Origin of the sequence: Streptomyces sp. NPDC058375 (assembly GCF_042723425.1) — a bacterium.
GTDB classification, from domain to species: domain Bacteria; phylum Actinomycetota; class Actinomycetes; order Streptomycetales; family Streptomycetaceae; genus Streptomyces; species Streptomyces durocortorensis.
This window is the reverse complement of the sequence record NZ_JBHXJG010000040.1, coordinates 11,239-37,650: the sequence shown is the minus strand read 5'-3', so window position 1 is coordinate 37,650 and position 26,412 is coordinate 11,239. Positions and strand designations below refer to the sequence as shown.

At 72.0% G+C, this 26,412-nt stretch carries 18 protein-coding genes and 1 pseudogene; 14 read left to right on the top strand and 5 right to left on the bottom strand.

What is annotated here, in order from left to right:
* The first annotated feature begins 20 nt into the window (after positions 1-20).
* Positions 21-1,106 carry an AI-2E family transporter gene (locus tag ACFWM7_RS10005; RefSeq protein WP_383257437.1) on the top strand — a complete coding sequence of 362 codons (1,086 nt, stop codon included), beginning with the start codon at positions 21-23 and terminating at the stop codon, positions 1,104-1,106.
* Positions 1,107-1,272: 166 nt separating this feature from the next.
* On the opposite strand, the gene ACFWM7_RS10000 is transcribed toward ACFWM7_RS10005, so the two are convergent.
* Positions 1,273-3,405, bottom strand: coding sequence for a SpoIIE family protein phosphatase (locus ACFWM7_RS10000; protein ID WP_383257434.1), 2,133 nt, complete (start codon positions 3,403-3,405; stop codon positions 1,273-1,275).
* 163 nt (positions 3,406-3,568) lie between these two features.
* Between ACFWM7_RS10000 and aspS the strand changes: the two genes are divergently transcribed.
* The 3 genes and pseudogenes from aspS to ACFWM7_RS09985 all read left to right on the top strand — a co-directional run.
* On the top strand, positions 3,569-5,362 hold the full coding sequence (gene aspS / locus ACFWM7_RS09995) for an aspartate--tRNA ligase (protein WP_383257432.1): 1,794 nt from the start codon (positions 3,569-3,571) through the stop codon (positions 5,360-5,362).
* Between the two features lie 237 nt (positions 5,363-5,599).
* The gene (locus ACFWM7_RS09990) at positions 5,600-6,391 is read left to right on the top strand and encodes a L,D-transpeptidase family protein (RefSeq protein ID WP_383257429.1); all 792 of its coding nucleotides are present in this window, start codon (positions 5,600-5,602) and stop codon (positions 6,389-6,391) included.
* 52 nt (positions 6,392-6,443) lie between these two features.
* Positions 6,444-6,839: pseudogene (locus tag ACFWM7_RS09985) on the top strand (Uma2 family endonuclease); the annotation flags it as partial.
* Between the two features lie 72 nt (positions 6,840-6,911).
* Here the strand turns inward: ACFWM7_RS09985 and metG are convergent.
* Positions 6,912-8,525, bottom strand: a complete 1,614-nt coding sequence (gene metG / locus ACFWM7_RS09980; RefSeq protein ID WP_383257426.1) for a methionine--tRNA ligase — start codon at positions 8,523-8,525, stop codon at positions 6,912-6,914.
* 182 nt (positions 8,526-8,707) lie between these two features.
* On the opposite strand from metG, the gene ACFWM7_RS09975 reads away from it, so the two are divergent.
* Positions 8,708-9,361: a response regulator transcription factor gene (locus tag ACFWM7_RS09975; RefSeq protein ID WP_010060284.1), complete on the top strand. Its 654-nt coding sequence runs from the start codon at positions 8,708-8,710 to the stop codon at positions 9,359-9,361.
* Positions 9,358-10,674 (top strand): sensor histidine kinase, encoded by a 1,317-nt coding sequence (locus tag ACFWM7_RS09970; protein ID WP_383257421.1) that lies wholly within the window; start codon positions 9,358-9,360, stop codon positions 10,672-10,674. Before ACFWM7_RS09975 ends, ACFWM7_RS09970 begins: the two co-directional genes overlap by 4 nt.
* Here the strand turns inward: ACFWM7_RS09970 and ACFWM7_RS09965 are convergent.
* Positions 10,608-12,179: a VWA domain-containing protein gene (locus ACFWM7_RS09965; RefSeq protein WP_383257419.1), complete on the bottom strand. Its 1,572-nt coding sequence runs from the start codon at positions 12,177-12,179 to the stop codon at positions 10,608-10,610. The genes ACFWM7_RS09970 and ACFWM7_RS09965 overlap by 67 nt on opposite strands.
* A 305-nt stretch (positions 12,180-12,484) precedes the next feature.
* Here ACFWM7_RS09965 and ACFWM7_RS09960 point away from each other — a divergent pair, with 305 nt between their 5' ends.
* The 3 genes from ACFWM7_RS09960 (at position 12,485) to ACFWM7_RS09950 (ending at position 16,915) form a co-directional block, all read left to right on the top strand.
* A complete protein-coding gene (locus tag ACFWM7_RS09960; protein WP_383257416.1) occupies positions 12,485-14,554 on the top strand; it encodes a PhoX family protein in 2,070 nt (689 codons plus the stop codon).
* Between the two features lie 186 nt (positions 14,555-14,740).
* On the top strand, positions 14,741-16,408 hold the full coding sequence (locus ACFWM7_RS09955) for a hypothetical protein (RefSeq protein WP_383257413.1): 1,668 nt from the start codon (positions 14,741-14,743) through the stop codon (positions 16,406-16,408).
* A 105-nt stretch (positions 16,409-16,513) separates the two neighbouring features.
* On the top strand, positions 16,514-16,915 hold the full coding sequence (locus tag ACFWM7_RS09950) for an RNA-binding S4 domain-containing protein (RefSeq protein ID WP_383257410.1): 402 nt from the start codon (positions 16,514-16,516) through the stop codon (positions 16,913-16,915).
* Positions 16,916-17,002: 87 nt separating this feature from the next.
* Here ACFWM7_RS09950 and ACFWM7_RS09945 read toward each other — a convergent pair whose 3' ends face one another.
* Positions 17,003-17,917: a hypothetical protein gene (locus tag ACFWM7_RS09945; protein ID WP_383257407.1), complete on the bottom strand. Its 915-nt coding sequence runs from the start codon at positions 17,915-17,917 to the stop codon at positions 17,003-17,005.
* 131 nt (positions 17,918-18,048) lie between these two features.
* Here ACFWM7_RS09945 and ACFWM7_RS09940 point away from each other — a divergent pair, with 131 nt between their 5' ends.
* From ACFWM7_RS09940 to ACFWM7_RS09920, 5 genes are all read left to right on the top strand, one after another.
* Positions 18,049-18,456, top strand: a complete 408-nt coding sequence (locus ACFWM7_RS09940) for a hypothetical protein (RefSeq protein WP_383257403.1) — start codon at positions 18,049-18,051, stop codon at positions 18,454-18,456.
* Between the two features lie 179 nt (positions 18,457-18,635).
* The gene (locus tag ACFWM7_RS09935) at positions 18,636-19,238 is read left to right on the top strand and encodes an NADPH-dependent FMN reductase (protein WP_383257400.1); all 603 of its coding nucleotides are present in this window, start codon (positions 18,636-18,638) and stop codon (positions 19,236-19,238) included.
* 60 nt (positions 19,239-19,298) lie between these two features.
* Complete coding sequence (locus tag ACFWM7_RS09930) at positions 19,299-20,270, top strand: ATP-binding cassette domain-containing protein (protein WP_383257397.1); 972 nt, start codon at positions 19,299-19,301, stop codon at positions 20,268-20,270.
* On the top strand, positions 20,267-21,124 hold the full coding sequence (locus tag ACFWM7_RS09925) for an ABC transporter permease (protein WP_383257394.1): 858 nt from the start codon (positions 20,267-20,269) through the stop codon (positions 21,122-21,124). Before ACFWM7_RS09930 ends, ACFWM7_RS09925 begins: the two co-directional genes overlap by 4 nt.
* 105 nt (positions 21,125-21,229) lie before the next feature.
* The gene (locus tag ACFWM7_RS09920) at positions 21,230-22,525 is read left to right on the top strand and encodes a MerR family DNA-binding transcriptional regulator (protein WP_383257392.1); all 1,296 of its coding nucleotides are present in this window, start codon (positions 21,230-21,232) and stop codon (positions 22,523-22,525) included.
* Positions 22,526-22,615: 90 nt separating this feature from the next.
* On the opposite strand, the gene ACFWM7_RS09915 is transcribed toward ACFWM7_RS09920, so the two are convergent.
* The gene (locus ACFWM7_RS09915; RefSeq protein ID WP_383257389.1) at positions 22,616-26,308 is read right to left on the bottom strand and encodes an ATP-binding protein; all 3,693 of its coding nucleotides are present in this window, start codon (positions 26,306-26,308) and stop codon (positions 22,616-22,618) included.
* Positions 26,309-26,412 lie beyond the last annotated feature (104 nt).

Sequence of the window (26,412 nt, the reverse complement as noted above, 5' to 3'; positions counted from 1 at the left end):
CCCCGTGATCGGCTGGGAGGGTGCCCGCATCCAAGCCCCTCCTGCCCGACAGCGCCCGCCGCGCCGCCGCCTGGTGCGGTGTGGTCCTGCTCGTCGTGGGCGTCGCCGCCGTCGCGATCTGGCTGGTCGTCGCCCTCAAGACCGCGGTCACCCCGGTCCTGCTGGCCCTCCTCGGCACCGCCCTGCTCGGCCCTGTCCACCGCTGGCTCGTCGCGCACCGCCTCAACCGTTCGCTGGCCGCGGGGCTGACCTGCGCCGCGCTCGTCGCGGTGGTCGGCGGCGCCGGGTACATCGTCGTCACCGCCCTCGTCGACTCGGGCGACCAGATCGTCGCCTCGCTGAAGGACGCGGGCCAGTGGGTCGTCGACCACTTGGACATCGCCGGGGCCACGGACGTGGACGATCTGGCCGACAACGCGAAGGGCCTGGTCGAGAAGTTCGGGGCGAGCGCGGCGGGCGGGCTGCTCAGCGGCATCAGCCTGATCGGTTCGCTGGTGGCGACCAGTGTGCTGGCCCTCCTGCTGACCTTCTTCTTCCTGCGCGACTCGGACCGGGCGGTCAACCTGGCCCACACGGTGGCCCCGCGCGGCACGGGGGACCTGGTGGAGGCCATGGGCCGGCGGGCGTTCGAGGCCGTCGAGGGCTTCATGCGCGGCACCACGTTCATCGCCCTGATCGACGCCGTGTGTATCACGGTGGGCCTGTTGATCCTGGACGTGCCGGGGGCGGTGGGGCTCGGCGCGCTGGTCTTCGTCGGCGCGTACGTCCCGTACCTCGGGGCGTTCCTCTCCGGCGCGGTGGCGGTGCTGGTCGCGCTGGCCGACCGGGGGTTCGTGATCGCCCTGTGGACGCTGGGGATGGTGCTCGCGGTCCAGGTGCTGGAGGGCCATGTGCTCCAGCCGATGATCCAGAGCCGTACGGTCCAGATGCACCCCGCGATGATCATGATCGCCCTGACGGCGGGCGCCAGCGTGGCGGGCCTCCTGGGCATGCTCCTGGCCGTACCGCTGTGCGCGGCAGCGTTCGGAGTCCTGGGCGAGCTACGCAGGGGGCACGGGAAACCTTCTGGACCGTCAGCGGGTGAACCCAGCCCGTCCGGCGTTTGAGGACGGAACGGTCGGGGTGTTGGGCCCGCACTTTCGGGCGGCCGGGGGCCAGGTTGCCCAGCCCGTCCGGCGCTTGAGGACGGAACCCTCGCGGCGGCGGCCCCGCACTCGCGAACGGGGCCGAGCCCCGGGCACTCCAAGAGACCGGGCCCGAAGGGCCCAACGCTCAGGACGCCGCGGCCGCCACCAACTCCCCCGGCTCATCCGACTCGTACAGCTCGAACCAGATCGACTTCCCCTCCCCCCGCGGATCCACCCCCCACGCATCCGCCAGCATCTCCATCAGCACCAGCCCCCGCCCGCTGGACGCCATCTCCCCCGGCCGCCGCTTGTGCGGCAGCTCGTCGCTCGCGTCGGCCACCTCCACGCGCAACCGCCTCTCCCCCCGCTCCCCGGAGACCTGCGCCACCATCAGCGCGTCCCCGTCCGTATGGACGAGCACGTTGGTGGCCATCTCGGAGACCATCAGGACCGCCGAGTCGACCTGCTCCGGATCGCTCCAGTCGTGCAGCAGCTCACGCACGAGCTGCCGGCCCACCGAGATCCGCTCGGGCTCCGCCTGCGCGATGGTCAGCACGCTGCGGCGCGGCGGTGTCTCCGGCGCCGGGGTGCTTTCGCGCCGCAGCACCAGCACCGCGATGTCGTCCTCCCGCCGGTCCGCGAGCGGCCCCGTCGTGTAGTGCGAGGTCGGCCCGTGCACGGCCTGGACCAGGGCGTCGGCGAGCTGTTCCAGATCCTCGACCGGTTGCTCCAGGACCGGGCGCAGCCGGGTCCAGCCGGTGGCCATGTCGTGTCCGCCGGTCTCGATGAGGCCGTCCGTGCACAGCATGATCGTCTCGCCGGGTTCCAGGACGACCCGGGTGGTGGGGTAGTCGGAGTCCGTCTCGATCCCGAGCGGCAGCCCACCGGCCGTCTGCCGGATCACCGCGGTCCCGTCGGCGCTGATCACCACCGGGTCGGGGTGGCCCGCACGGGCGATGTCCAGGGTTCCGGCCTCCGGGTCGACCTCCGCGTACAGGCAGGTGGCGAAGCGCGGCGCCGAGGGTTCCGCGTCGCCCTCGACGCTCTCGTACGCGTCGGTGAGCCCGGACAGGAAGCGCGAGGCCCGGGAGAGCACGGCGTCCGGGCGGTGCCCCTCGGAGGCGTAGGCGCGCAGGGCGATGCGGAGCTGGCCCATCAGCCCGGCGGCCCGCACGTCGTGGCCCTGGACGTCGCCGATGACCAGGGCGATCCGGCCGTTGGGCAGCGGGATCATGTCGTACCAGTCGCCGCCCACCTGGAGCCCGCCGCCGGTCGGCACGTACCGCGCGGCGACCGTCATACCGGGGATCTCCGGGCCCAGCGTCGGCATCATCGAGCGCTGGAGCCCCAGGGACAGCTCGCGCTCCGTCTCGGCCACCCCGGCGCGGGCCAGCGCCTGGGCGAGCATCCGGGCGACCGTCGAGAGCACCGCCCGCTCGTCCGGCGAGAAGCCCACCGGATGCCGGAACCCGGCCATCCAGGCGCCCATCGTGCGGCCGGAGGAGACCAGCGGCAGAAAAGCCCAGGACTGCCGTCCGAAGCGCCGGGCGAGCGGCCAGGTGGCCGGATAGCGGCGGCGGTACTCGTCGGGGGAGGGGAGATAGATCGCGCGCCCGGTGCGGACGACCTCGGCGGCCGGATAGTCGGTATCCAGGGGCATGTCGGTGAAGGGCTCCTCGTCCCCGACGTTGTGCCCGTGGTGCCCGATGATCGTCAGCCGCTCCCCGGCCGAGCCGAAGACCGCGAGGCCGTCCGGGGAGAAGCCGGGCATGGACAGCGATCCGGCGACCCGCAGCACTTCCTCGGTGGACCGGGCCTCGGCCAGCGCCCGCCCGGCGTCCAGCAGGAACGCCTCCCGGGACCTGCGCCAGTCCCCGGTGATCGGCGTGTGGGCGGCGTCGGTGGAGCCGGGCTGCGGCTCGGCGACCTCCTGGAGCGTGCCGATGAGGACGTAAGCGCCCTCGTCGTCCCGGCCCGCCGGAAAGACCGGCTTGGAGCGGCTGCGCACGGTACGGAGTACCTGCCCGCGCTCGTCCACGATCCGCAGCCGCGCCTCGGCGAGGGTGCCCTCGGTGACCGCGAGGTTCACCACCCCGTAGATCTCGTTCCAGTCGACCGGGTGGAAACGGGAGCGCACCGCCGGCTCCCGGTAGCTGCCGGGCTCGGGAGGCAGGCCGAGCAGCCGGGCCGCCTCCGTGTCGAGTGTGACCGTGCCGGCTGCGTTGTCCCAGCGCCACAGGCCCGTCGCGATCGCGGCCAGGACTTCCTCGGTGCGCATTGCCCCACTTTAGGAAGATGTGCTCTCCGCACGCCACCGAGGGGAGGCCGAGCGCGGGCCCCCGCCGGGGACGGGCGGGAAAGCGAAATGAAGAGGCCCGGCCCCGGGCGGTAGCCTGGGGACGCTCAATCCATCCCTAACCGCGAAGACTGGATGAACGACGATGCATCGGTACAGGTCCCACACCTGCGGCGAGCTCCGCGCCTCTGACGTCGGCACCGACGTCCGGCTGAGCGGCTGGCTGCACAATCGCCGAGACCTGGGTGGCATCCTCTTCATCGATCTGCGCGACCACTACGGTTTGGTGCAGCTCGTGGCCCGCCCCGGCACCCCCGGCAACGAGGCCCTGGCGAAGCTCACCAAGGAGACCGTCGTCCGGATCGACGGCAAGGTCTCCGCACGCGGCGCGGACAACGTCAACCCGGAGCTGCCGACCGGCGAGATCGAGATCGAGGTCACCGAGGTCGAGGTGCTCGGCGAGGCCGGCCCGCTGCCCTTCACGATCAACACCGAGGACGGCGTCAACGAGGAGCGGCGCCTGGAGTACCGCTTCCTCGACCTGCGCCGCGAGCGCATGCACCGCAACATCCTGCTGCGCTCGGCCGTGATCGCCTCTATCCGCTCCAAGATGGTGGCCCTCGGCTTCAACGAGATGGCGACCCCGATCCTCACGGCGACCTCGCCCGAGGGCGCCCGTGACTTCGTCGTCCCGTCCCGGCTGAACCCCGGCAAGTTCTACGCGCTGCCGCAGGCCCCGCAGCAGTTCAAGCAGCTGCTGATGATCTCGGGCTTCGACCGCTACTTCCAGATCGCGCCCTGCTTCCGCGACGAGGACGCCCGCGCGGACCGTTCGCCGGGCGAGTTCTACCAGCTCGACGTCGAGATGTCCTTCGTCGAGCAGGAGGACGTCTTCCAGCCGATCGAGAAGCTGATGACCGAGCTCTTCACCGAGTTCGGCAACGGCCGCGAGGTCACCTCGCCGTTCCCGCGCATCCCGTTCCGCGAGTCGATGCTGAAGTACGGCAACGACAAGCCGGACCTGCGCGCCAAGCTGGAGCTCGTCGACATCTCGGACGTCTTCGCCGACTCCGGGTTCAAGGCGTTCGCCGGCAAGCACGTCCGCGCGCTTCCGGTCCCGGACACCGCGGGCCAGTCCCGGAAGTTCTTCGACGGTCTCGGTGAGTACGCCGTCGAGCACGGCGCCAAGGGCCTGGCCTGGGTGCGCGTGGGCGAGGACGGCACGCTGGCCGGTCCGATCGCCAAGTTCCTCACCGAGACCGACGTCAAGACGCTCACCGAGCGCCTCTCGCTGGTCCCGGGCCACGCGGTGTTCTTCGGCGCGGGCGAGTTCGACGAGGTCTCCAAGATCATGTCGGTGGTCCGGGTCGAGGCCGCCAAGCGCGCCGGCCACTTCGAGGAGGGCGTGTTCCGGTTCTGCTGGATCGTCGACTTCCCGATGTACGAGAAGGACCAGGAGACCGGCAAGATCGACTTCTCGCACAACCCCTTCTCCATGCCCCAGGGCGGCCTCGCCGACCTGGAGGAGAAGGACCCGCTGGACATCCTCGCCTGGCAGTACGACATCGTCTGCAACGGCATCGAACTGTCCTCGGGCGCGATCCGTAACCACGAGCCCGAGCTGATGCTCAAGGCCTTCGAGATCGCCGGTTACGACCGCGAGACCGTCGAGTACGAGTTCGCGGGCATGCTGCGCGCGTTCCGCCTCGGCGCCCCGCCGCACGGTGGCATCGCCCCGGGCGTCGACCGCATCGTGATGCTGCTGGCGGACGAGCCCAACATCCGCGAGACGATCGCCTTCCCGCTCAACGGCAACGCCCAGGACCTGATGATGGGCGCCCCGACCGAGCTGGACGAGTCCCGGCTGCGCGAGCTGAACATCCAGCTCCGCAAGCCGGTCGCGGCGAAGGGTGCGTCGGAGAAGCCCGCCGACCAGTAGTTTGTACGGTCCCGCTCTGCGGATGTTTCACGTGAAACAGCCCTCGATCACCCGATCGGGGGCTGTTTCGTTGCGTACCCACGAGCGCTGGCGACGGCCGGGCGACGTGGTACAGCCGGATGGCCCCGGTTCGGGTTCGGCCGGGGCGGGCCCGGCAAAGACTGGCACCGAGACACCCCTCTCGCCGCCCGTCCCGCCGCGTCGCGCCGCCCGCCGCCATCCGAGGAGCCCACCGCCGTGTCCCTCCCCCGCCGCCCACCCGCCCTGCTCGCCGCACCGCTCCTCGCCCTGGCCCTGCTGCTTGTCGGCTGCTCCTCCGGCGCCGCTCCGGAGAAGGCCCCGGTCGGCGTTCCGGGGCAGGGCGCCGCGGGCCCGCAGTCCGACGCCGCGTCCGCGCTCCGGCCCTCCGCCGGCCCGGTGCCCGCCCCGAGCCCCGCCGAGATCCCGGACCTGGGACCGGAGACCCTGGCCCAGATCCCCGCCGAGGCCCGGCAGGCATTCGTGGTCACCGGCGAGGAGGCCGACTCCTACCGCTCCAGCGCGGTCCTGTACAGCCGCGCGGACCCGGCACAGGGCTGGGAGCGGGTCGCGGGGCCCTGGCCGGCGCACAACGGCATGGAGGGCTGGACGAACTACCACGTGGCGGGCGACCGGAGGTCACCCAGGGGCGTCTACACCCTCACCGACGCGGGCGGCCGGCTCCCCGACCCCGGGGCCCTGCTGCCGTACGACGAGCACCCCCGGTTCGCGGTGGACGGCGAGGGCTTCTTCGGCGAGCCGCTGGAGGGCTCCTTCGACTACGTCGTCGCGATCAACTACAACCGCACCGAGGGCGTCAGCCCTCTCAACCGCACCCGCCCGCTCGGCCTCGAACGCGGCGGCGGCATCTGGATCCACGTCGACCACGACGGCCCCACCCAGGGCTGCGTCTCCGTCCCCGAGGAGCGCATGGAGGAACTCCTGCGCACCCTGGACCCAGAGATGAACCCGGTGATCGTGATGGGGGATGCGGAGTCGCTGAGGCGGTGATCGGGGTATGGGCCGGGTGCCCTGCCCGTACGCTGAGGATGCTCCCCGGCATCCGAACCGCTGGCTCTATGCCGAGCAGGGCCTGCGCATCGAGGCCTATCGCAAGGGCAACGCTCGTCCCGACGGCAGCTTCGCTCGTAGTGGCGCCTTCGTCGGCCAAGGCGAATGGGCCAGCCCCGACGACGTCCTGATGGTCGTCGCGGTGACCTCGTACGACGAGGACACCGACCGCCGCGACCGCGTCGAGAAGCCCCGCGCTTACGCCGAGACCGGCATCCCCGTCTATCTGCTGATCGACCGGGACACCTGCGAGGTGAAGGTCCATTCGCAGCCCGACGGTGTGCGCTACGAGCAGGTCGTGACGGTGCCGTACGGCAAGACCGTCACCCTGCCCGACCCGGTCGGGATCGAGCTGGACACCGAGCCGCTCAAGAACTGGACGCGTTGACCCGACGCGATACGTCAGGAGCCCGGGACCACCGTTTATGGGCCCGGGCTCCTCGCGTACGTACGTCAGCGGTTACGCCGGCTTCTCCTCCAGGCGCGGGAACAGCACCGCGCCCTTCGTCACCGACGCGCCCGCGGGCAGGACGCCCCAGACGCCCGCGTCCTGGACCTTCTGGTCGGCCAGGGCGCCCAGGGACTCCTCGGCGCCCAGGGACTCCCAGAGCTTCTGCGAGGTCTCCGGCATCACGGAGTTGAGCAGCACCGCGACCCCGCGCAGCGACTCGGCGGCCGTGTAGAGGATGGTCGCCAGGCGGGCCTGGCCCTCCGGGGCGGTGTCCTTGGCCACCTTCCACGGCTCCTGCTCCGTGATGTAGCCGTTGACCTGCTTCACGAAGTCGAAGACCGCCAGGATGCCGCCCTGGAAGTCCAGCTCCTCGCCGATCTTCCGGTCGGCCGTCGCGACGGCCTTCGCCAGGCCGTCCCGCACGGCCTGCTCGGCGTCACCGGCAGCCGTGTCCTCCGGCAGCGCGCCGCCGAAGTACTTGCCGACCATCGCCGCCACCCGCGAGGCCAGGTTGCCGTAGTCGTTGGCCAGCTCGGAGGTGTAGCGGGCGGAGAAGTCCTCCCAGGAGAACGACCCATCGCTGCCGTAGGAGATGGCCCGCAGGAAGTACCAGCGGTACGCGTCCACGCCGAAGTGCGAGGTCAGGTCCTGCGGCTTGATGCCGGTCAGATTCGACTTGGACATCTTCTCGCCGCCGACCATCAGCCAGCCGTTGGCGACGACCTTGCCCGGCAGCGGCAGGCCCTGCGCCATCAGCATCGCGGGCCAGATCACCGTGTGGAAGCGGAGGATGTCCTTGCCGATCAGGTGCACGTTCGCCGGGAACGTACCGTCGAACTTCTCCTGGTTGGCGCCGTAGCCCACGGCCGTCGCGTAGTTGAGGAGCGCGTCGACCCACACGTAGATGACGTGCTTGTCGTCCCACGGGACCGGGACGCCCCAGTCGAAGGTCGAGCGCGAGATCGACAGGTCCTGGAGGCCCTGCTCGACGAAGTTCACGATCTCGTTGCGTGCCGACTCGGGCTGGATGAAGTCCGGGTTCGCCGCGTAGAACTCCAGCAGCTTCGGGCCGTACTCGCTCAGCTTGAAGAAGTAGTTCTCCTCCTTGAGGAGCTCCACCGGCTTCTTGTGGATCGGGCAGAGCTTCTGACCGGCGAACTCGCCCTCGCCGTCGAGCAGATCGCCGGGGAGCTTGTACTCCTCGCAGCCCACGCAGTACGGGCCTTCGTACCCGCCCTTGCAGATCTCGTCCTTGTCGTACAGGTCCTGCACGAACTCCTGCACCCGGTCGGTGTGCCGCTTCTCCGTCGTCCGGATGAAGTCGTCGTTCGCGATGTTCAGATGCTCCCAGAGGGGCTTCCACGCCTCCTCGACGAGCTTGTCCGCCCAGGCCTGGGGAGTCACGTTGTTCGCCTCGGCCGTGCGCATGATCTTCTGACCGTGCTCGTCCGTGCCGGTGAGGTACCACACCTTCTCGCCGCGCTGGCGGTGCCAGCGCGTGAGCACGTCGCCTGCGACGGTCGTGTAGGCGTGGCCCAGGTGAGGAGCGTCGTTGACGTAGTAGATGGGGGTCGAGACGTAGTACGCCGTCGCCCCCTGCTTCTCGGATCCAGTGGCCGCCATGGTCGAAATCCTAACGGCCCGATCAAGATCCACTCACACCGATAAGCGGCGGCCGGTGCGCGGACGGAGGAAGGCCCTCCGGTGGAGAGCTTTGCGAAACATCCCCTCACGTAATGGTTCCCGTAGGAAAGTCGCATCCTGGGAGGGAGCGGACAAGCGTGCACGAGGCAGGGGACATCACCATGCGGGTACTGGTCGCCGAGGACGAGGAGATCCTCGCGGAGCTGGTCGCCACCGGACTGCGCCGGGCCGGATTCGCCGTCGACACCGTGTACAGCGGGGACGCGGCCCTCGCCTATCTCGGCCTCCACGACTACGACGTCGTCGTCCTCGACCGCGACCTCCCCCGGGTCCACGGCGACGACGTGGCCCGCCGCCTGGTCGCCTCCGGCTCCCGCACCCGGATCCTCATGCTCACCGCCTCGGGCGCCATGGAGGACCGGGTCGCCGGGCTCGACCTGGGGGCCGACGACTACGTGGCCAAGCCGTTCGAGTTCCCCGAGCTGGTCTCCCGGGTACGCGCCCTGCGGCGACGCAGCGCCCGCCCCGTACCGCCCCAGCTGGAACGCCACGGCATCCGGCTCGACACCGTACGGCGCTCCGCGCTCCGCGATGGCCGGGACCTGGACCTCTCCCCGAAGGAGTTCACCGTGCTGCAACTGCTCCTGGAGGCCGACGGCGGCACGGTCAGTGCGGAAGAGCTCCTGGAGCGGGCCTGGGACGCCAACGCCGATCCCTTCACGGGGGCCGTGCGCGTCTGCATGAGCAAGCTCCGCGCCAAGCTCGGCGAGCCCGCGCTGATCCGCACTGTCCAGGGCGTCGGGTACGCCCTGTGAACCGGCCGTCCCCGCTGCTGCGGCTGGCGGACGCCTCGAAGCTGTCGCACTCGACGATCCGGACCCGGATCGCCCTGGTGTACGGCGGTGTCTTCCTGGTCCTCGGCACGGCTCTGCTGGCCACCGTCAACCTGGCCTCTCGCGCCGGTACGGAGACAGATGCGCGGGCCATCGCCTCCTCGGTGGCCGTGGTCCCGCCCGGGTACACCGTGAACGGGCCCTTCGTCGCCCGCAGTTCCACCGGATCGCCCACCGTCTACGAACTCACCGACCATGTCAGCGACGCGGCGGGCAAACAGCTCCTGAACTGGTCGTTCGCCGCGCTGCTCGTGATGACGGCGGGCGCGGTCGGGGTCGGCTGGTGGATAGCGGGCCGGGTGCTGCGGCCCGTCCACGCGATGACCGCGAAGGCCCGCCGGCTCTCCGAGAAGACCCTGCACGAGCGGATCGCGTCCAGCGGTCCGGACGACGAGCTGAAGGAGCTGGGCGAGACGCTGGACGCGCTGCTGGGCCGCCTGGAGAAGGCGTTCGACAGTCAGCGGAGGTTCATCGCGAACGCCTCGCACGAGCTGCGGACCCCGCTGGCCACCCAGCGCGCCGCGATCCAGATCGGTCTGGACGACCCGTCCCCCCAGGACCTCGCCCGCACCCGGCAGACCCTGCTGGACTCCAACCGACGCAGCGAGCGGCTCATCGAGGGGCTGCTCGTGCTGGCCCGCAGCGAACGGGGCCTGGCCACGGACGAGCGCGAGGCGGTGCGCCTCGACCATGTGGTCCGGGAGGAGACGGTCCGGTATCCCGGTGTACAGGGAGCGAGCGGCGTCCCGGACGGCCGGGGCGCGGGCGGTGGCGATCCGGCGGGCCGGGGGCCGGGCGGCGGACCGGCCGTGGACGTCGCGCTGGCCGCCTGCCCCGTGCGCGGCAGCCGGCTGCTGCTGGCCCAGCTGGTGGCGAACCTGCTGGCCAACGCGGTCACGTACAACGTGCCGGGCGGCTCGGTGGAGGTGTCGCTGAGCGGGGAGGGGGTGCTGTTGGTGCGGAACACCGGCCCGGTGGTCTCCGAGGCCGATATCGCGGGGTTCTTCGAGCCGTTCCGGAGGGGCGAGGGCCGGGACCGGATGGGTCCGGGGTCGGGCCTCGGTCTTTCGATCGTCCGGTCGATCGCGGTGGCCCACGGCGGTACGGTCACGGCGGTACCGGGCCCGGAGGGCGGCGGTCTCGCCGTGACCGTACGGCTGCCGGTGGATCAGGCCCCGGAGCCGGCCTCGCGCGCGGCGGTCCAGGCCGGCAGCCCGGCGAGGATCTCCCGGTAGAGCTCGGCGTCCGCGATCTCGCGGGGGGCCGGTCCCGCGTGGAAGAAGCCGGCGTTCGGGGCGTCGAGCTTCCGCAGGAAGTCGAAGCCCTTCGCGTCCTGCTCGCCGAAGGCGACGAACTGGAAGAACAGCGGTAGCCGCGCGGCGTCCGTGAGGGCCTGCCGGGCGGCCTGCTTGGCGTCCGGCGGGCCGTCCGTCTGGAAGATCACGAGAGCCGGACCGGTGGCCTCCGTCTTCTCGTAGTGCGCGACGACCTCCTCGACCGCGCGTTCGTAGTGCGTCCGGCCCAGTCGGCCCAGGCCCGCGTGCAGCTCGTCGACACGGCCCTCGTGACCGGAGAGTTCGAGGGAGCCGGTGCCGTCGATGTCCGTCGAGAAGAAGACGACCTGCACGGTGGCGTCCTCGTCCAGGTGTGCGGCGAGCGCGAGCGTCCGGTCGCCCAGGTGCTGGGCGCTGCCGTCCTTGTAGAACGGCCGCATCGAGCCGGAGCGGTCGAGCACCAGGTAGACGCGGGTGCGGAGCCCGGTCAGCCCGTGCGCCTTGAGCGCTGCCTGCGCCGCCTTGTACGGGGCGGCGAGCTGCGGAGCGCGCGACTTGACCCGCGCGAGCGTGGTGGCGGGCTTGCCGGGGGCGGACTCCGACGCGGCGGGGTCGGGCTTCTCCGGTGCGGCGGGGGCCGTCGGCTCCGGTGCGGTGGGTGCCACCGGGGTCTTCGCGGCCGCCGGGGAGGCCGGGGGCTCTGCGGCCGCCGGGGTCTCCGGGGAGGCCGGGGTCTCTGCGACGGCCGGGGGCTCGGTGGTCTCCGGTGCCGCTGCGGCTTCGGGGGTTTCGGGCGCTTCAGGGGCCTTAGGGGCCTCGGGGGCCGCCGCGGCGGCCTGAGGTGCCTGGGGAGCGGTCTTCGCCGGGACGGTCTCCGGGGCTTCTGCCGCTGTCGGCTCGGGTGCGGCCTCCGCTGCCGGTTCCGGCGTGGCCTCCTGAGCCGGGGTGGTCTTCGGGGCCGCATCGAGGTCGAAGTCGATCGTGATCGGCTCCGGCGCCGACGACTTGGGCGCCTCGGCCTCGGTGGGCGCCTCGGCGACCACCGGCTCCTCGGGCTTGACCGGTGCCTCGGCCTTCTCGGCGATCACCGGCTCCTCGGGCTTCTCCGCCTTCGGGGAGTCCTTCGGCGCGGTCGCCGGTGCGTCGTCCGAGGCGTCCTCCGGGGCCGACCCCTGCGCGGGGACGGTCGGGGACGCCGGTGCGGCGGCCGCCTTGTCGAAGGCCTCCGCCACCAGGTCGGTGGCCGGCGAACTGTCGCGGTCCGTGGAACCGGCGACGGGGGACGAGGGCGAGGCCGGGGCCGGGATCGACGCCTTAGGCTCCGCCGCGGGCTCGGCCGCCGAAGTGGTCTCCGGCTCCGTCTCCTTGGGCTGAGTGCGCTCGGCCTGGGGCGGGACGGTGGCCGTGGTCGGCTCGTCCTGCTCCGTGCGGCCGAACACCTTACGCAGCAAGCTCCGAATGCCCATGGGCGAGGCCTTTCGCATGAGTTGGGTGCGGTGAATGTCCGACCTGGGTGAATTCATCCCTGGCCAGGACGGATACGTAAGGTTAGCGGCCGGATCCGGCCGTTCGCCGGTGCGGCCCACCCCTGCGTCAACCGAGCCGAAACCGTTCCCGGACCGAGTCCGCCGCGGTGTCCACGACCGTGTCCACCACAGGGCCTCAAGGGAACAGCGGTGGCCCGGACTTCACCCGCCGTTCACCAGGAGTCCCTCGGACCGCGTGGATGCGCACCTACCGTCACGCACGACACCAGTCGGAGGGAATCCACGTGCGCAATCTGCTGCCGTTCATCAGCTCGCATCCCGGTGGGCGTTCCGCGCTGACCTGCCGCTTCCGCTGCGGGGACGCCTGCTTCAAGGAGACGCCCAACAACAGCGACAACGAGTACGCCGGCGACATCATCGCCGGTGCCGTGTCGCGCCGCTCGATGATGCGCGCCGCCGCCGTGGTCACCGTCGCCACCGCCGCCGGGACCGCCGCGCTGACCGGCCCGAGCGCCCCCCGGGCCGAGGCCGCCGCGCTCGCCGGGCACGGGAACAAACCGGGCCGCCCCCACAAACCGGGGGCGCCCGGCGCGCGTGGCCTGCGGTTCTCGCCGGTCGCGCCCAACAAGGACGACAAGGTCACGATCCCCGACGGATACGGCCAGAACGTGGTGATCCGCTGGGGCGAGCCGATTCTGCGCGGCGCGCCCGCCTTCGACCCGGACAAGCAGACGGCGAAGGCGCAGGCGGGCCAGTTCGGCTACAACAACGACTTCCTCTCCCTGCTCCCCCTGCGCGGCGAGCGCGGCCGGCAGGTCATGGTCGCCAACCATGAGTACACGGACGAGATCCTCATGTTCCGCGGTTACGATCCGGCCAACCCGACCCGCGAACAGGTGGAGATCGCCTGGGCGGCGCACGGACTCTCCGTGGTCGTCGTCCAGGAGGAGAACCGCACCGGCAAGCTGGGACCGGTCAACCGGCACCCGCTGAACCGCCGGCTGACCGCGACCAGCGAGTTCCGCATGACGGGCCCGGCTGCCGGGAGCACCCTGCTGCGCACGTCCGCCGACCGCACCGGCCGCAAGGTGCTCGGCACCCTCAACAACTGTGCGGGCGGCACCACCCCGTGGGGCACCACGCTGCACGGCGAGGAGAACTTCAACCAGTACTTCGCCAACGGCAGCACCGCCATGCACAAGCGGTACGGGATCGGCACCAGCGCCTCCGAGCGCAAGTGGGAGCGGTTCGACCGGCGGTTCGACCTGGCGAAGGAGCCCAACGAGGCCAACCGCTTCGGCTGGGTCGTCGAACTCGACCCGTACGACCCGGACTCCACCCCCCGCAAGCGGACCGCGCTGGGCCGGTTCAAGCACGAGGCCGCGCAGCCCCGGCTCACCTCGGACGGCCGCCCGGTCGTCTACATGGGCGACGACGAGAAGTTCGACTACCTCTACAAGTTCGTCTCCAGCAAGCGGATGAAGAAGGGCAACTCGCGGGCCGCCCGCGAGCACAACCTGACGCTGCTCGACGAGGGCACGCTGTACGTCGCCAAGCTGACGGGCGACTCGCCGGTCAACGAGATCGACGGCACCGGAAAGCTCCCCAACGACGGGGAGTTCGACGGCAGCGGCGTCTGGATCCCGCTGGCCACCGGCACCACCTCGCACGTCCCCGGCATGACCGCCGAGGAGGTGTACGTCTACACGCGGCTCGCCGGTGACAAGGTCGGCGCGACCAAGATGGACCGCCCCGAGGACGTCGAGCCCTCGCCGCGCACCGGCCGGGTCTACGTGGCCCTTACCAACAACTCGGACCGCGGCAAGGAGGGCAAGCCCGGCGCGGACGAGGCGAACCCGCGCAACGCCAACAAGCACGGACAGATCCTGGAGCTCGCGGAGAACTGGGACGACCCGACGAGCGACGGCTTCGCCTGGCGGCTGTTCCTCGTGGCGGGCGACCCTGACGACCCGGCGACGTACTTCTCCGGTTTCCCCAAGGAGAACGTCAGCCCCATCTCCTGCCCGGACAACGTGGCGTTCGACGCCCACGGCAACCTGTGGATCTCCACGGACGGCAACGCGCTCGGCTCACACGACGGGCTGTTCGGCGTGGCGACCCACGGTGACCGGCGCGGCGAACTGAAGCAGTTCCTCACCGTTCCGGCCGGGGCCGAGACCTGCGGCCCGGTCATCCAGGACCGCCGGGTCCTGGTCGCGGTCCAGCACCCGGGCGAGATCGACGGTGCCTCCGTGGAGAAGCCGGCGAGCGTCTGGCCCGACGGACCGGGCAAGATCGTCCGTCCCTCGGTCGTCGCCGTCTGGCGCAAGGACGGGCGCGACATCGGGGTGTGACCCCGGCCGCCCTTCCCGTGGGGCCGACCGACCATCAGGCCTGTGCCCTTGCGGTGCGGGCCTGATGCGTGTCCGTCAAAAACATGTACACGGGACAGAGTTGAAGGCCTACGGTGAGCGGCCGATGTGGCTGATAACAGGAAGGACCCCCTCGTGGGACTCTCATCCCGCAGAATCCGCTCCCGTATGACCCGCCCCCGTCGGCTACGCCTTGCCGCCTCGGCCCTGGCGGCAGGGGTCCTCCTGGCCGGTCTCACCCCGGCGGGCGGCGCCGCGGCCGCACCGGCCGGGGCCACGGCGAGGGCCGCCGCCGACGATCTGGCCCCGCCCGACGACATGCCGGACGACGGGTTCGACGACGAGCACGAAGGCGAGCAGGACGACCTCGTCGGCCCCGGCGGGACGGCCGAGCGGCGGGCGCCCGGGGCGCAGGCCGCACCGGTCCCCGGCCGGCCGGGCGACTTCAAGCTGGCTGCGGGCAGCGACCTCTCGGGGCTCGTCGGCAGGCTGGACGCCGCTCTGCCCAAGCAGGGGCTCACGGAGCTGATGGAGCAGGCCAACCGCCCGGCGGGCTGGGAGGACGCCTGCGGCGACACCGCCATCTACGGCCCCGATCTCGCGGTCAACCACCGGGTCTGCTGGGCGGACGACGACCTCGCGTCCAGCGAGTGGGTTCCCCAGGCCATCACCGGCGTCTCCGACGCCCAGGAGGACGAGGACTGGGGGACATCGAACGCCGAGCCGATCGCGGTGGCTTCGTACGACGCGAAGAATCCGGGGCGCAGCGACCAGGCGTCGGGCAGCCAGAACTGCGTCCAGGCCTCCGTGTCCGACGCCTGCAACGAGAAGGGCGTCCGGGTCAGCTTCTTCAACCAGGCCACCCAGAAGTACCGCCATGTCCTGCTGGCCTGGCCCTACGTGAACTCCAAGAACAACATCTCCTTCGACGCGCTCCACGCGAGCGAAGGAAAGTGCACCGGCACCCCGACCCCCTCCTGCAAGGCGCAGAACGGCATCCATGCGGGCGGCATGGTCTGGTACGGCAACTACCTCTACGTCGCCGACACCGCCAACGGCATGCGGGTCTTCGATCTCCGCAAGATCATGGACCTCAACCCGGACAACGACGCCGACCGGAACGACCCGACGCCGGACGGCCTGGAGAGCGACGTCAAGGACAAGAAGCGGATCGGGCGGCAGAACAACGTCTGGTACTCCTTCGGCTACCGGTACGTCATGCCGCAGGTCGCCACCCTGAAACTCACCACCGCCAAGAACGGCGGCGAGTCCTCCGGGAACCAGTGCTACGCCACCGGTCGCCCCAAGGCCTCGTTCCTCTCCCTGGACCGGACCGGAACCGACCACCTGATCCTGGGCGAGTACTGCAACAAGAACAACGGCGGCACCAGCAACGGACGCGTCGGTACGTATCCGATGTCCGCGATCACCGCCGCCGTCGAGGGCAAGCCGGGCACCGCCGCCTCCGCCGACAGCGCCTTCGGCCTGCCGACCGGTGGCACGTTCAACGGCGAGACGCTGTGGCACAAGATCCAGGGAGCGATGCGCTACGACGGGCAGTGGTACTTCCACCGCTCCAACGCCTACAGCAACGGCCGCCTGCTCCAGGCCACCTCGGCGACGGTCGACGGAACCACCCAGCTCGTCGGGAACACGAAGATCCTCCAGTCGTCGTACGGACCCGAGGACCTCTACCTGGCGCACGGGCGCGGTGACGGCTTCGCCCCGCAGCTGTGGTCGCTCAGCGAGCACGCCCCCAGTTCCTCCTGTGCCGGATGCAAACGGGAGCTGTACAGCTACAACATGAGTGAGGTGATCGGCGACTTCGACTCCTGACCGGGGGCCCGACCCGGCCGATCCGGTGGTCGCGGGCCCCGTCCCGGCAGGTGCTGCCGGTAAACGGACGGCGCCCCGCGCCTCCACCGGACTAGAGTCGGACCCATGGTTTCCGGTGACGCGCCGCAGGCGGAAGGAAGCGTCCGGGTCGACGTGTGGATCTGGTCGGTCCGGCTGACGAAGACCCGTGCGCAGGCGGCCGCCACCTGCCGAGCCGGGCATGTGAAGGTCGGCGGTGAGCGGGCCAAGCCCGCCCAGGCCGTCCGCGTCGGCGACGAGGTACGGCTCCGGCATGCGGGGCGGGACCGGGTGGTCGTCGTCTCGAAGATCGTGAAGAAGCGGGTCGGCCCGCCGGTGGCCGCCGAGTGCTTCGTCGACAACAGCCCGCCCCCGCCGCCGCGCGAGCTCGCGATCCAGGTCCCGGTACGGGACCGGGGCACGGGCCGTCCGACCAAGCGCGACCGCCGCGAGATGGAGCGCCTTCAGGGGCGCCCGCCGGAGGCCTGAGCCGGTCGGCGGTCCCTCGTGCGGGTTCTGTCCCGTTGTTTCACGTGAAACGTCCGTACGGGTGTTTCACGTGAAACGTCTCCACGCTCACCCCCGCCGCGCCTTCCTGTGCCCCAGCAGCACCCTGGCCACCACCGCCCCCACGAGCAGGACGGCGCCGACCGCCAGCACCACCCACACCGTGGTCCGCAGCGAGGCGGTCAAGGCGTTGACCACTGCGGCGGCCGCGTCCCGGTCGCTGCTCGGCACCTCCTCCAGCACCCGGTTACGGCCGACCGCGACCAGCACCCGGAGCACGATCGCACCGAGCACGAACCCGGCGCCCACGATCGCGGTGGTCCACAACCCGCCCCGCAGCCCGCGCCGTACGGTCGCGATGCCCACCACCAGGACGAGGAGCACCAGCGTGGCGACGGCCGGCCAGATGCTGCAGTAGCGAAGCCAGCGGAACGAGCTCCTGAGCTCGTCGGCCTGATCGGGGCCGAGCAGGGTGATCTCCGTCCGCTCGACCGGGATCTGGTCCGCGAACGGCACCCCGTCGCGTACCAGGTCCTGCTTGACCTGGTCGATCACCGGGGCCAGGTCGATCGTGACGGCCTGTCCGCTGTCGCCGTCCAGGTCGGCCTTCACCGCCTTGTGGGCAGCCCGGTTCGCGGTGTCCCAGGCGTTGCGGAAGGCCTCGGTGGTGGCGAAGGACCGCACGGTCTCGTGCAGGAACTCCCGCACCGTGTCCTGGAGCGGACCGAGGTCGATCTGTCGCATCGCCTCCTCGGTGACCAGGTCCGCGACGGTGGCCTGGACCGCCGGGTCGGAGGAGAGCGGCGACACGGCGGCGACGTACCGGTCGGTGTCGTCGATCTCCAGGTCGACCCAGGCGGAGAGCGCGCTCAGCGGCACGAGGACGGCGAGCAGGACGAGCAGGACCGCCGAGAGGGCCGCCGAGATCGCCGACGTCCGGGAGCCCGAGGGGGCTGGGGACGTGGCCGGGGAAGAGGTCCGCACCCCTCCAGACAATCCCGTCCGGGGCCGGTCCGCCCCGGGCCGTGCGCCATTCGAGTTGCCGGGCGGCGCGGTCGGGTGTGCTCTGGAGAAACGGGGGCGTGCGACGGGGGCGACGGAAGGAGCTGTCCGCGATGGCCACACACGCAGCCATGCCCGGCCGAAGGGGGAGCCGCGCCCGCGCGCGGACCCGCCACCACACCTCGCTCGCCTGGGCACTGCCTCTGGTGCTCGGCGTGATCTACGGGTTCTACGCGGCGTTCATCCGCCGCGACGGCGGCCCCAGCACCGGCGGGCAGGTCCTGCTCGGGCTCGTCTCCGGTGCCGCTCTGGCGGCCCTCTGCTTCGCGCTGGGCCGGATCCAGCACTCCCTGCCGCGCGAGCTGCGGGCGGTCGCCTACGGAGCGCTGACCGCGTGTGCGATCGGCTTCCTGGTGAGCCTCACCGATACCAGCGTGCTGCGGTCGGCCGGTCTGGGGCTGGTCGTCGGGGCGGGTGTCCTCGTCGTGTCGTACTACTACCTCTACACCCGGGAGCCCTGAGGCCCGTCCGGCGTCCGGGCTTCTCCGACCGTGTGCGCGGCTGCCAGATTCAATCTGGCGGCCGCGCCCCCGCGTCTGGCGCCCAAGAGGTGAGGGAGCGGAACGGCTCGGCCCGGACGGGAGACCAGGCCGACCGGGGGCCCGGGAGGCGGCGGGGGTCGCGGGAGGAGGAGCGAACGATGACGACGGACGACAGCCCCGGCGAGGGCCGGGGCGGGGAAGGCAGCCTTCCGCTGCGCGTCGCGGTGATCATCGGCAGCACCCGCGAGGGCCGTATCGGCGATGCGGTCGGCCGCTGGTTCATGGAGCGGGCCCGGCACCGCAGCGAGCTGGACCTCGCCGTGCTGGACCTCGCCGATTTCGACTTCCCGGTGCACTACCCGGGGCGGGCGACCGACCAGATGACGGAGTTCACCGAGGAGATCGCCAGGGCCGAGGCCTTCGTCGTGATCACCCCGGAGTACAACCGCTCGTTCCCCGCCTCCCTGAAGCAGGCCATCGACTTCGCCTACGAGGAATGGCAGACCAAGCCGGTCGCCTTCGTGAGTTACGGACACGGTTCCGCCGGGCTGTACGCCGTGGAGCAGCTGCGTTCCGTCTTCACCGAGCTGCACACGGTGACCCTGAGGAACGGGGTCGCGCTCGACTTCCTCCGGCAGCCGCTGGAGGAGCACTCCGGTGACACCGGCCGGGACCGGTCCGTGGGCCTGATGCTCGACCAGCTGGGCTGGTGGGGCTGGGCCCTGCGCGAGGCGCGCGCCGTCCGCCCCTACGTCTCGTGAACCCCCTCGGTACCGGCGGCACAACGCAGACTCCCATCGACGACCCACAAGGAATGGATCATGAGCACTGAACTGGCCATCGAGACCACGGGGCTGGTGAAGGTCTTCGGCGACAACCGCGCGGTGGACGGCATCGACCTCGCGGTCCCCACCGGCACCGTCTACGGCGTCCTCGGACCCAACGGCGCCGGCAAGACCACCGCCGTCCGCATGCTCGCCACCCTGCTGCGCCCCGACGGCGGCTCGGCGCGGGTGTTCGGCAAGGACGTCGTGAAGGACGCCGACGCGGTCCGCAGCCGGGTCAGCCTGACCGGCCAGTACGCCTCGGTGGACGAGGACCTGACCGGTGCGGAGAACCTGGTCCTGCTCGGCCGGCTGCTGGGGCACTCCAAGCCGGCGGCCCGCGACCGGGCTGCCCAGCTGCTCGACGGGTTCGGGCTGAGCGAGGCGGCGGACAAGCAGGTGAAGAACTACTCGGGAGGCATGCGGCGGCGCATCGACATCGCCGCGTCCATCCTGAACACCCCCGACGTGCTGTTCCTGGACGAGCCGACCACCGGACTCGACCCCCGCAGCCGCAACCAGGTGTGGGACATCGTGCGGGCGGTCGTCGACCACGGCACCACGGTCCTGCTGACCACCCAGTATCTGGACGAGGCCGACCAGCTGGCCTCCCGTATCGCGGTGATCGACCACGGCAAGGTCATCGCCGAGGGCACCAAGGGAGAGCTCAAGGCCTCCGTCGGCTCCGGCACCGTCCACCTGCGACTGCGGGACGCGGGCCAGCGGGCCGAGGCACAGCAGGTTCTGGCGGTCGCGCTCGACGCGGAGGTCCAGCTGGATGCGGACCCGGTGGCGCTGACGGCCCGGGTCGACGGACAGAGCACCGAGCAGGGCGCGGCGGAGCAGGCCGGGCGAGCGCTGGCCGAGCTGGCCCGATGCGGCATCACGGTCGACAACTTCTCGCTGGGACAGCCCAGCCTCGACGAGGTCTTCCTCGCACTCACGGACAAGAAGGGAGTGGCGGCATGAGCACCGCGACCGCCAAGACGGAGCCCCAGGACGTCGAGCTCGCCGCACCGGACAAGGAACGCCTCGCCGCGCTCCTGGTGGGCCAGGGCCGCCCGCCGAGGCCCAGTGCCCTGTCGGCATCGCTGACCTTCGGCTGGCGCGCCATGCTGAAGATCAAGCATGTGCCGGAGCAGCTCTTCGATGTCACGGCCTTCCCGATCATGCTGGTCCTGATGTACACGTACCTCTTCGGAGGCGCGCTGGCCGGCTCCACCGAGGAGTACATCCAGTTCCTGCTGCCCGGCATCATGGTGATGAGCGTCGTGATGATCACGATGTACACGGGTATCGCGGTGAACACCGATATCGCCAAGGGTGTCTTCGACCGGTTCCGCACGCTGCCGATCTGGCGGCCCGCTCCGATGGTCGGCTATCTGCTCGGCGACGTCCTGCGCTATCTGCTGGCGTCGTTCGTGATGCTCGCCGTCGGCATGGCCATCGGCTTCCGTCCGGACGGCGGTGTGCTCGGCGTGCTGGCCGGCATCGCGCTGCTGGTCGTGTTCTCGTTCGCGTTTTCCTGGATCTGGACGATGTTCGGGCTGCTGCTGCGTTCGGAGAAGTCGGTGATGGGCGTCAGCATGATGGTGATCTTCCCGCTGACGTTCCTCAGCAATGTCTTCGTCGACCCGAAGACGATGCCGGGCTGGCTCCAGGCCTTCGTGAACAACAGCCCGGTCACCCACCTCGCCACGGCGGTGCGTGACTTGATGGAGGGTGACTGGCCCGCCACCGAGATCGCCTGGACGCTGGGCTGGGCCGGGGTGCTCCTGGTGGTGTTCGGCTCGGCGACGATGCGGCTCTACAACCGGAAGTGACCGACCGCGGACGGGCTTGCCCCGTGCATCCTTGACCTTCCCCGCGGGGGAAGCCCCAGCATCGGTGGGGCCGGGCGGAAGCCGCCCGGTACGAGGAGGTACGGGGTGGAACGCGAAGGCCGTGCGGTGGGCGCCGCGAGCGGGGAGCTGGTGACGATCGGGGAGTTCGCCCGGTTGTCCCGGCTCTCCGCCAAGGCGCTCCGGCGCTACGACGAGTTGGGTCTGCTCCGACCCGCCCTGGTCGACCCGGTGAACGGCTACCGGTACTACGACCGGGCCCAGGCGGAGGGGGCCCGGCTCGTGGCGTGGCTGCGCAGGATCGGCATGCCGCTGAGCCGGATCGGCCGGGTCGTGACGCTCGACGCGGGCGCCGCGGCCGTCGAGATCCGGGTCTACTGGGCGCGGGTGGAGGCCGAGACGGCGGCCCGGCGCGATCTGGCGATGTACCTCGTCGACCATCTGTCAGCGGAGGGCGGGGCCATGTCACGGTTGCCGGGCAACACGGAGAACACGGAGAACACGGAGAACACAGGCAACTCGGAGAACACGGGGGGCGCAGGGAACACCGGAGACAGCGGGGGCGCAGGGAACACCAAAGACACGGGGGGCCCGGGGGCGGTGTCGCTCGTGATCCGGTGCGCGGCGCTGACCGATACCGGTGTGGTGCGTACGGCGAACCAGGACGCGGCGTTCGCGGGGCCCCGGCTGCTGGCGGTCGCCGACGGTTTCGGGGAGGCCGGGGCCGAGGCGAGTGCTGCGGCGATCGAGGCGCTCAAGCCCTCCGGGTGGGGCGCGCAGGAGGGTGCGCTGTCCGCCGCGGAGCTGCTGAACGCCCTGGAGGACACGGCGGATTCCGCTGCGCGGGCGGTCCGGGACGCGGTCGCGCCCTGGGCGGCGCCGGACGGTTCGGGGACCACGCTCACCGCGATGCTGTGGACCGGGTCGCGGCTCGGGCTCGTGCACATCGGGGACTCGCGGGCCTATCTGCTGCGGGGTGGGGAGCTGTTCCGGATCACGCACGACCACAGCCTGGTCCAGTCGATGATCGACGACGGTTCGCTGAGTCGGGAGGAGGCCGCTTCCCACCCGGGCCCCGCACTGCTGCTGAAGGCACTGGTCGGCGAGGCCCGGTCCGCCCCGGTGGCCGTGGCGTGCCGCCCCGACGTCCGCTTGCAGGAGGTGATGGCGGGGGACCGCTATCTGCTCTGCTCGGACGGCCTGTCGGCGGTGGTGGACGAGGCGGACCTGAGGGCGGCGCTCATCGCGGCGGACGCCCCGGAGGAGGCCGTACGCCGGTTGGTCCGCCTGGCCCGCGAGGCGGGCGGGCCCGACAACGTGGCGTGCGCCGTGGCCGCGTGGTCGTCGAGGCGTAGCGGCGGACGCCGGGCCCGGGCGCCCTGAGGGTCGGGCCTGGGGTGTCTCAGGAGGGCTTGGGCGCGGCGCGAGCACCGGCGGTGTCGTTCCCCGAGGCCCGGGGCGGGGCGGGGTGGGTCAGAGTCGCCAGTCGGGGGCGCGTTCGGGGCGGTAGGCGCAGGTGGTCCCGGTCGTCACGGAGGCCTTCAGATGGGCCGCCAGCGCGGGGTGCAGAGTGTCCAGCTTGCGCAGGGTGTCACGGATCCGGGCCGTGACCGTCTTGCGGGCCCGCTCGGTCTGGTCGCCGAGCCGGCGGGTCCGGCCGCCGAGCCCGGCAGCGGAGCGCAGCTCGTCGAGGAGGGCCTGCCGCTCCCGGTCGTACTCCTTTACCAGCCGGGTGTCGTCCCGGGCGGCGGCTGCGTCTATCTCGGCGTCCAGCCGGGCCAGGTGCTCCTTGTAGCGGCGCTTGGCCTCGTCGTCGAGCACCGGATCGCCACCGAGCTGCCCGGCGGCGACGACGAGGTCCCCGCCCTCGGGTGCGAGGAGCTGGACGGCCGGGACGTCGGCGCCGGGCAGTCCCAGCAGGCTGTGCAGGTCCCGCAGGCCCTTGGCGTCCGGGACGTGCACGGTCACCCCGTCCCAACGCAGCTGCCAGACCGGCCCGTTCCGCCGGAACTCGGCGGGCGGGAGGGGCCGGGGCCCGGCCGATGCCCCGGTGGGTGCGCCGGCCGATGTTTGGGGTGATGGCCCGTCCGGTGCCCCGTCCTTGCCCTGGTCCGGTGCCGCGACCGGGCCCTGCGTCCGTGAGACGGAGATGGCGGCGGAGGCGTCGGCCGCGGTGGCAGTGGCGGTAGCGGCGGCGGTCGTGCTGGGCGGGGCCGCGCGGAGGGCGGTGGCCTCGGCCTCCACGTGGCGCAGGCCCAACTCACCCGCCTCCCGCGCCACTTCGCCGAGCAGCCGACGAGCCTGTTCGGCTTCGCCCGCACCGGCGCGGGCGAGGAGGGTACGGGCCAGGCACAGCCGGGCGCGTACGGCCCAGGGGCGGGCGCCGAGGCGGTCCGAGGAGGCGGCGGCCTCGGTGAGCGCCGCCACCGCCGCGTCCTGGTCGTCGCGCGCGGCGGCGAGCATCCCGAGCCAGAGGTCGACGGGGCCGCTGATGTCGCACCCGTACAACGACACGACCCACTGGCCCGTGTAGGGCGTCAGCTCGTCCTCCGCGCGGGCGATGAGCCGTGGGTCGCCGGTCACCGCGGCCGTCTGGGCCAGCAGCCGGAGCCACAGCGGCATGAACGCCCGCGGGTAGGGGGCGGCGCGGTCCGCGTGCTCGGCGATCAGGCGCAGCGCGGGCGTGGCGTCGCCCTGCTCCACCGCGGTGACGCCCTCCAGCAGCCCGGGACAGGGGTACCCGGCGCCGGGAAGCTCGTCGAGGATCTCCTCGGCCTCGGCGAAGTGGCCCTGGAGCATATGCAGCGCCCAGTGCAGGTGGTGCCCCATGAAGCCGAAGGCCGCGTGGTCGTTGTTCTCCGGGTCGAGTGCGTCGTCCGCCAGCGCGGTGGACGCCTCGGCGAACCGGCCCTGCAGCGACGCGATCAGGCTGGTGTCCACGGCGACCCCCAGGGCGAACCGGGGCAGCCCGGTCAGCTCGGCGAGCCGGAGATACGTACGGAACTGGTCGAGGAAGGCCGGGTCGCCCAGCTCCAGCAGCGCCACCCAGCGCATGGACGTCGCGTGCAGCTCCATGTCCTGGTGCTGGGTGCGCCGGCCGACGACGGTCATCTCGTCGGTCAGCCCGAGCCGCTCCACCGCCGAGCCGAGGCCCCATACGGAGTCGTGGCGCGCCCAGAGCGAGAAGGCGAGCGCCTCGTCGTCCGAGCCGCCCCGGGCCAGCGCCATGAAGGTGATGGCCAGCTCCTGGGCGAGCCGGTCGTCGGAGAGGTTCTCCTGGCCCTCCTTGCCGGTGATCCTGCGGTGCGCCTCGGCGAGGAGGCCCATCGTGGACACGCCGTGGCCGCCCATGAACCCCTCGCGGTGGAGGGTGATCGCCACCCGGGCCAGCAGCTCCGGTTCGTCCAGCTGCCGGGCTCGGGCGACCGACCGGTCCAGCAGCCGCTGCGCCTCGGCCGTCTCCCCCGCGTGCCGGAGCTGTCCGGCGAGGTCGAGACCGATCAGCGCGGCCCGCCGGAGGTCCGGGCCCGCCGCGCCCGACGCGTCGGACGCCACCGCGAGGGCGCGCCGGTAGTGCTCGGTGGCCTCCTCGTCGGCCAGGCGCCCCGAGGCGTCCCGGGCGGCCGCCAGCAGCAGGTCGATCCGACGGTCGCGGTCCAGCGCACCGCCGGCGAGGTGGGCGTGGCGGGCGAGGGCGCCGGGTGGCACCGCGTCGCCGAGGCCGCCGTGCGCGTCCAGGGCCCGTACGGCGGCGGCATGGCGTTCGCGGGCCTCGGCGTCGTCCAGCGAGGCGTACAGCGTCTCGCGCAGCAGGTCGTGGGCGAAGGCGTACTGCCCGGACGGGCGGGGAACGACGACCCGGGCGACGACGGCCGACTCCAGCAAACGGTCCACGTGGGGGACCGGTGAGCCGTGCACGACGGCCAGGACCTGGCGGCGGAACTCCCGGCCGAGCAGGGCGGCGCTGGTGAGCAGCGAGACGACCGGCTCCGGCAGCAGGGCGAGCCGCTGCCGGACGGCTTCCCGCACGCCGGGCGGAATGGTGGAGACCGGGGATCCGCTGTGCCAGAGCCGGGCGGTCTGCTCGACGAAGAAGGGGTTGCCGCCGGTACGCCGGTGGACCTCGTCGACCAGGTGCGGTGCGGGCTCGCGGCCGGTCGTCACCGTCATCAGCGCACCCACCTCGTCCCGGCCGAGGCCGGTCAGGGTGAGGGTCGCGGCGGCGCGCGAGACCAGCGGCAGGATCAGCTGCTGGAGCGGGTGCCCGGGGGCCTCCACCTCGACGTCCCGGTAGGTGCCGATCAGCAGCAGCCGCTCGAACCAGGCGTGCTGGGCGGCGAATTCGAGCAGGCGCAGCGAGGCCGGGTCGGAGCTGTGCAGATCGTCGAGGACGACCACCAGCGGCCGGCTCTGGGAGACCGTGACGAGGGCCGTGGTCACCGCGTCGTAGAGCCCGAAGGCCTCAGCCCCCTCCGGCGACCCCGCGCTCGGCCAACCAATCCCCGGCGAACCGGCCCCCGACGCCCCGAGGCCCGACGACCCCCCGCCCGCTTCCGTACCGGGCCCGCCGCTCTGCACCCCGTCGGCGACCGGGCCGCCTGCGGCAACCGGGCCGCCTGCGGCAACCGGGCCGCCTGCGGCAACCGGGCCGCCTGCGGCGACCGGGACTGCGGAGGCACCCGGGCTCCCGTCGGCACCCGGGCTCCCGTCGGCAACCGGGACCGCAGAGGTGCCCACGCTCCCCTCGGCCCCCAGGGCCCCGTCGGCGACCGGGGCCACCCCCGGGGCCGGAAGCGTGCTGGCGCCCGGGCCGTCCGCTCCGCCCAGGGCGGCCCTGACCGGGTCGCCGAGGAGCACGGCGAGCCGGCCGTCCGACGCCTCCTGGGCCGCCGCCCATTCCGCCGCCGTGGCGGACCGGCGCAGGCCTCGCAGGATCTGGACCCAGGGCCAGTAGCCCGGGGTGTTGTCCGAGTCCCAGCAGGAACCCCCGACCACCAGCGCCCCGCGTCGCCGTGCCTCGTGCGCGGCGTCGGTGACGAGGGTGCTCTTGCCGATTCCGGCCTCGCCGGTGACCAGCACGAGACCGCCGTGGCTGTCCGTGGCCCGGGCGATCTCCGCACGGAGAACGCCGGCGGGATGGTCGCGCCCGAAGAGAGCAGGGGTCATGACCACACGATAGGAGCCCCCACTGACAACGGCCCCTTGTTTCTCCCGCCGGACAGGCTGCCGCCCTCCCCGTCAGTCGCCCTTCCCGTCAGTCGCCCTCCCCG

What these genes read in the sequence shown, in the direction of transcription:
- ACFWM7_RS10000 (WP_383257434.1), bottom strand. Translation starts at nt 3,405, where the DNA reads ATGCGCACCGAGGAAGTCCTGGCCGCGATCGCGACGGGCCTGTGGCGC.
- aspS (WP_383257432.1), top strand. Translation starts at nt 3,569, where the DNA reads ATGCATCGGTACAGGTCCCACACCTGCGGCGAGCTCCGCGCCTCTGAC.
- metG (WP_383257426.1), bottom strand. Translation starts at nt 8,525, where the DNA reads ATGGCGGCCACTGGATCCGAGAAGCAGGGGGCGACGGCGTACTACGTC.
- ACFWM7_RS09975 (WP_010060284.1), top strand. Translation starts at nt 8,708, where the DNA reads ATGCGGGTACTGGTCGCCGAGGACGAGGAGATCCTCGCGGAGCTGGTC.
- ACFWM7_RS09965 (WP_383257419.1), bottom strand. Translation starts at nt 12,179, where the DNA reads ATGGGCATTCGGAGCTTGCTGCGTAAGGTGTTCGGCCGCACGGAGCAG.
- ACFWM7_RS09955 (WP_383257413.1), top strand. Translation starts at nt 14,741, where the DNA reads ATGACCCGCCCCCGTCGGCTACGCCTTGCCGCCTCGGCCCTGGCGGCA.
- ACFWM7_RS09950 (WP_383257410.1), top strand. Translation starts at nt 16,514, where the DNA reads ATGGTTTCCGGTGACGCGCCGCAGGCGGAAGGAAGCGTCCGGGTCGAC.
- ACFWM7_RS09940 (WP_383257403.1), top strand. Translation starts at nt 18,049, where the DNA reads ATGGCCACACACGCAGCCATGCCCGGCCGAAGGGGGAGCCGCGCCCGC.
- ACFWM7_RS09935 (WP_383257400.1), top strand. Translation starts at nt 18,636, where the DNA reads ATGACGACGGACGACAGCCCCGGCGAGGGCCGGGGCGGGGAAGGCAGC.
- ACFWM7_RS09930 (WP_383257397.1), top strand. Translation starts at nt 19,299, where the DNA reads ATGAGCACTGAACTGGCCATCGAGACCACGGGGCTGGTGAAGGTCTTC.
- ACFWM7_RS09925 (WP_383257394.1), top strand. Translation starts at nt 20,267, where the DNA reads ATGAGCACCGCGACCGCCAAGACGGAGCCCCAGGACGTCGAGCTCGCC.
- ACFWM7_RS09915 (WP_383257389.1), bottom strand. Translation starts at nt 26,308, where the DNA reads ATGACCCCTGCTCTCTTCGGGCGCGACCATCCCGCCGGCGTTCTCCGT.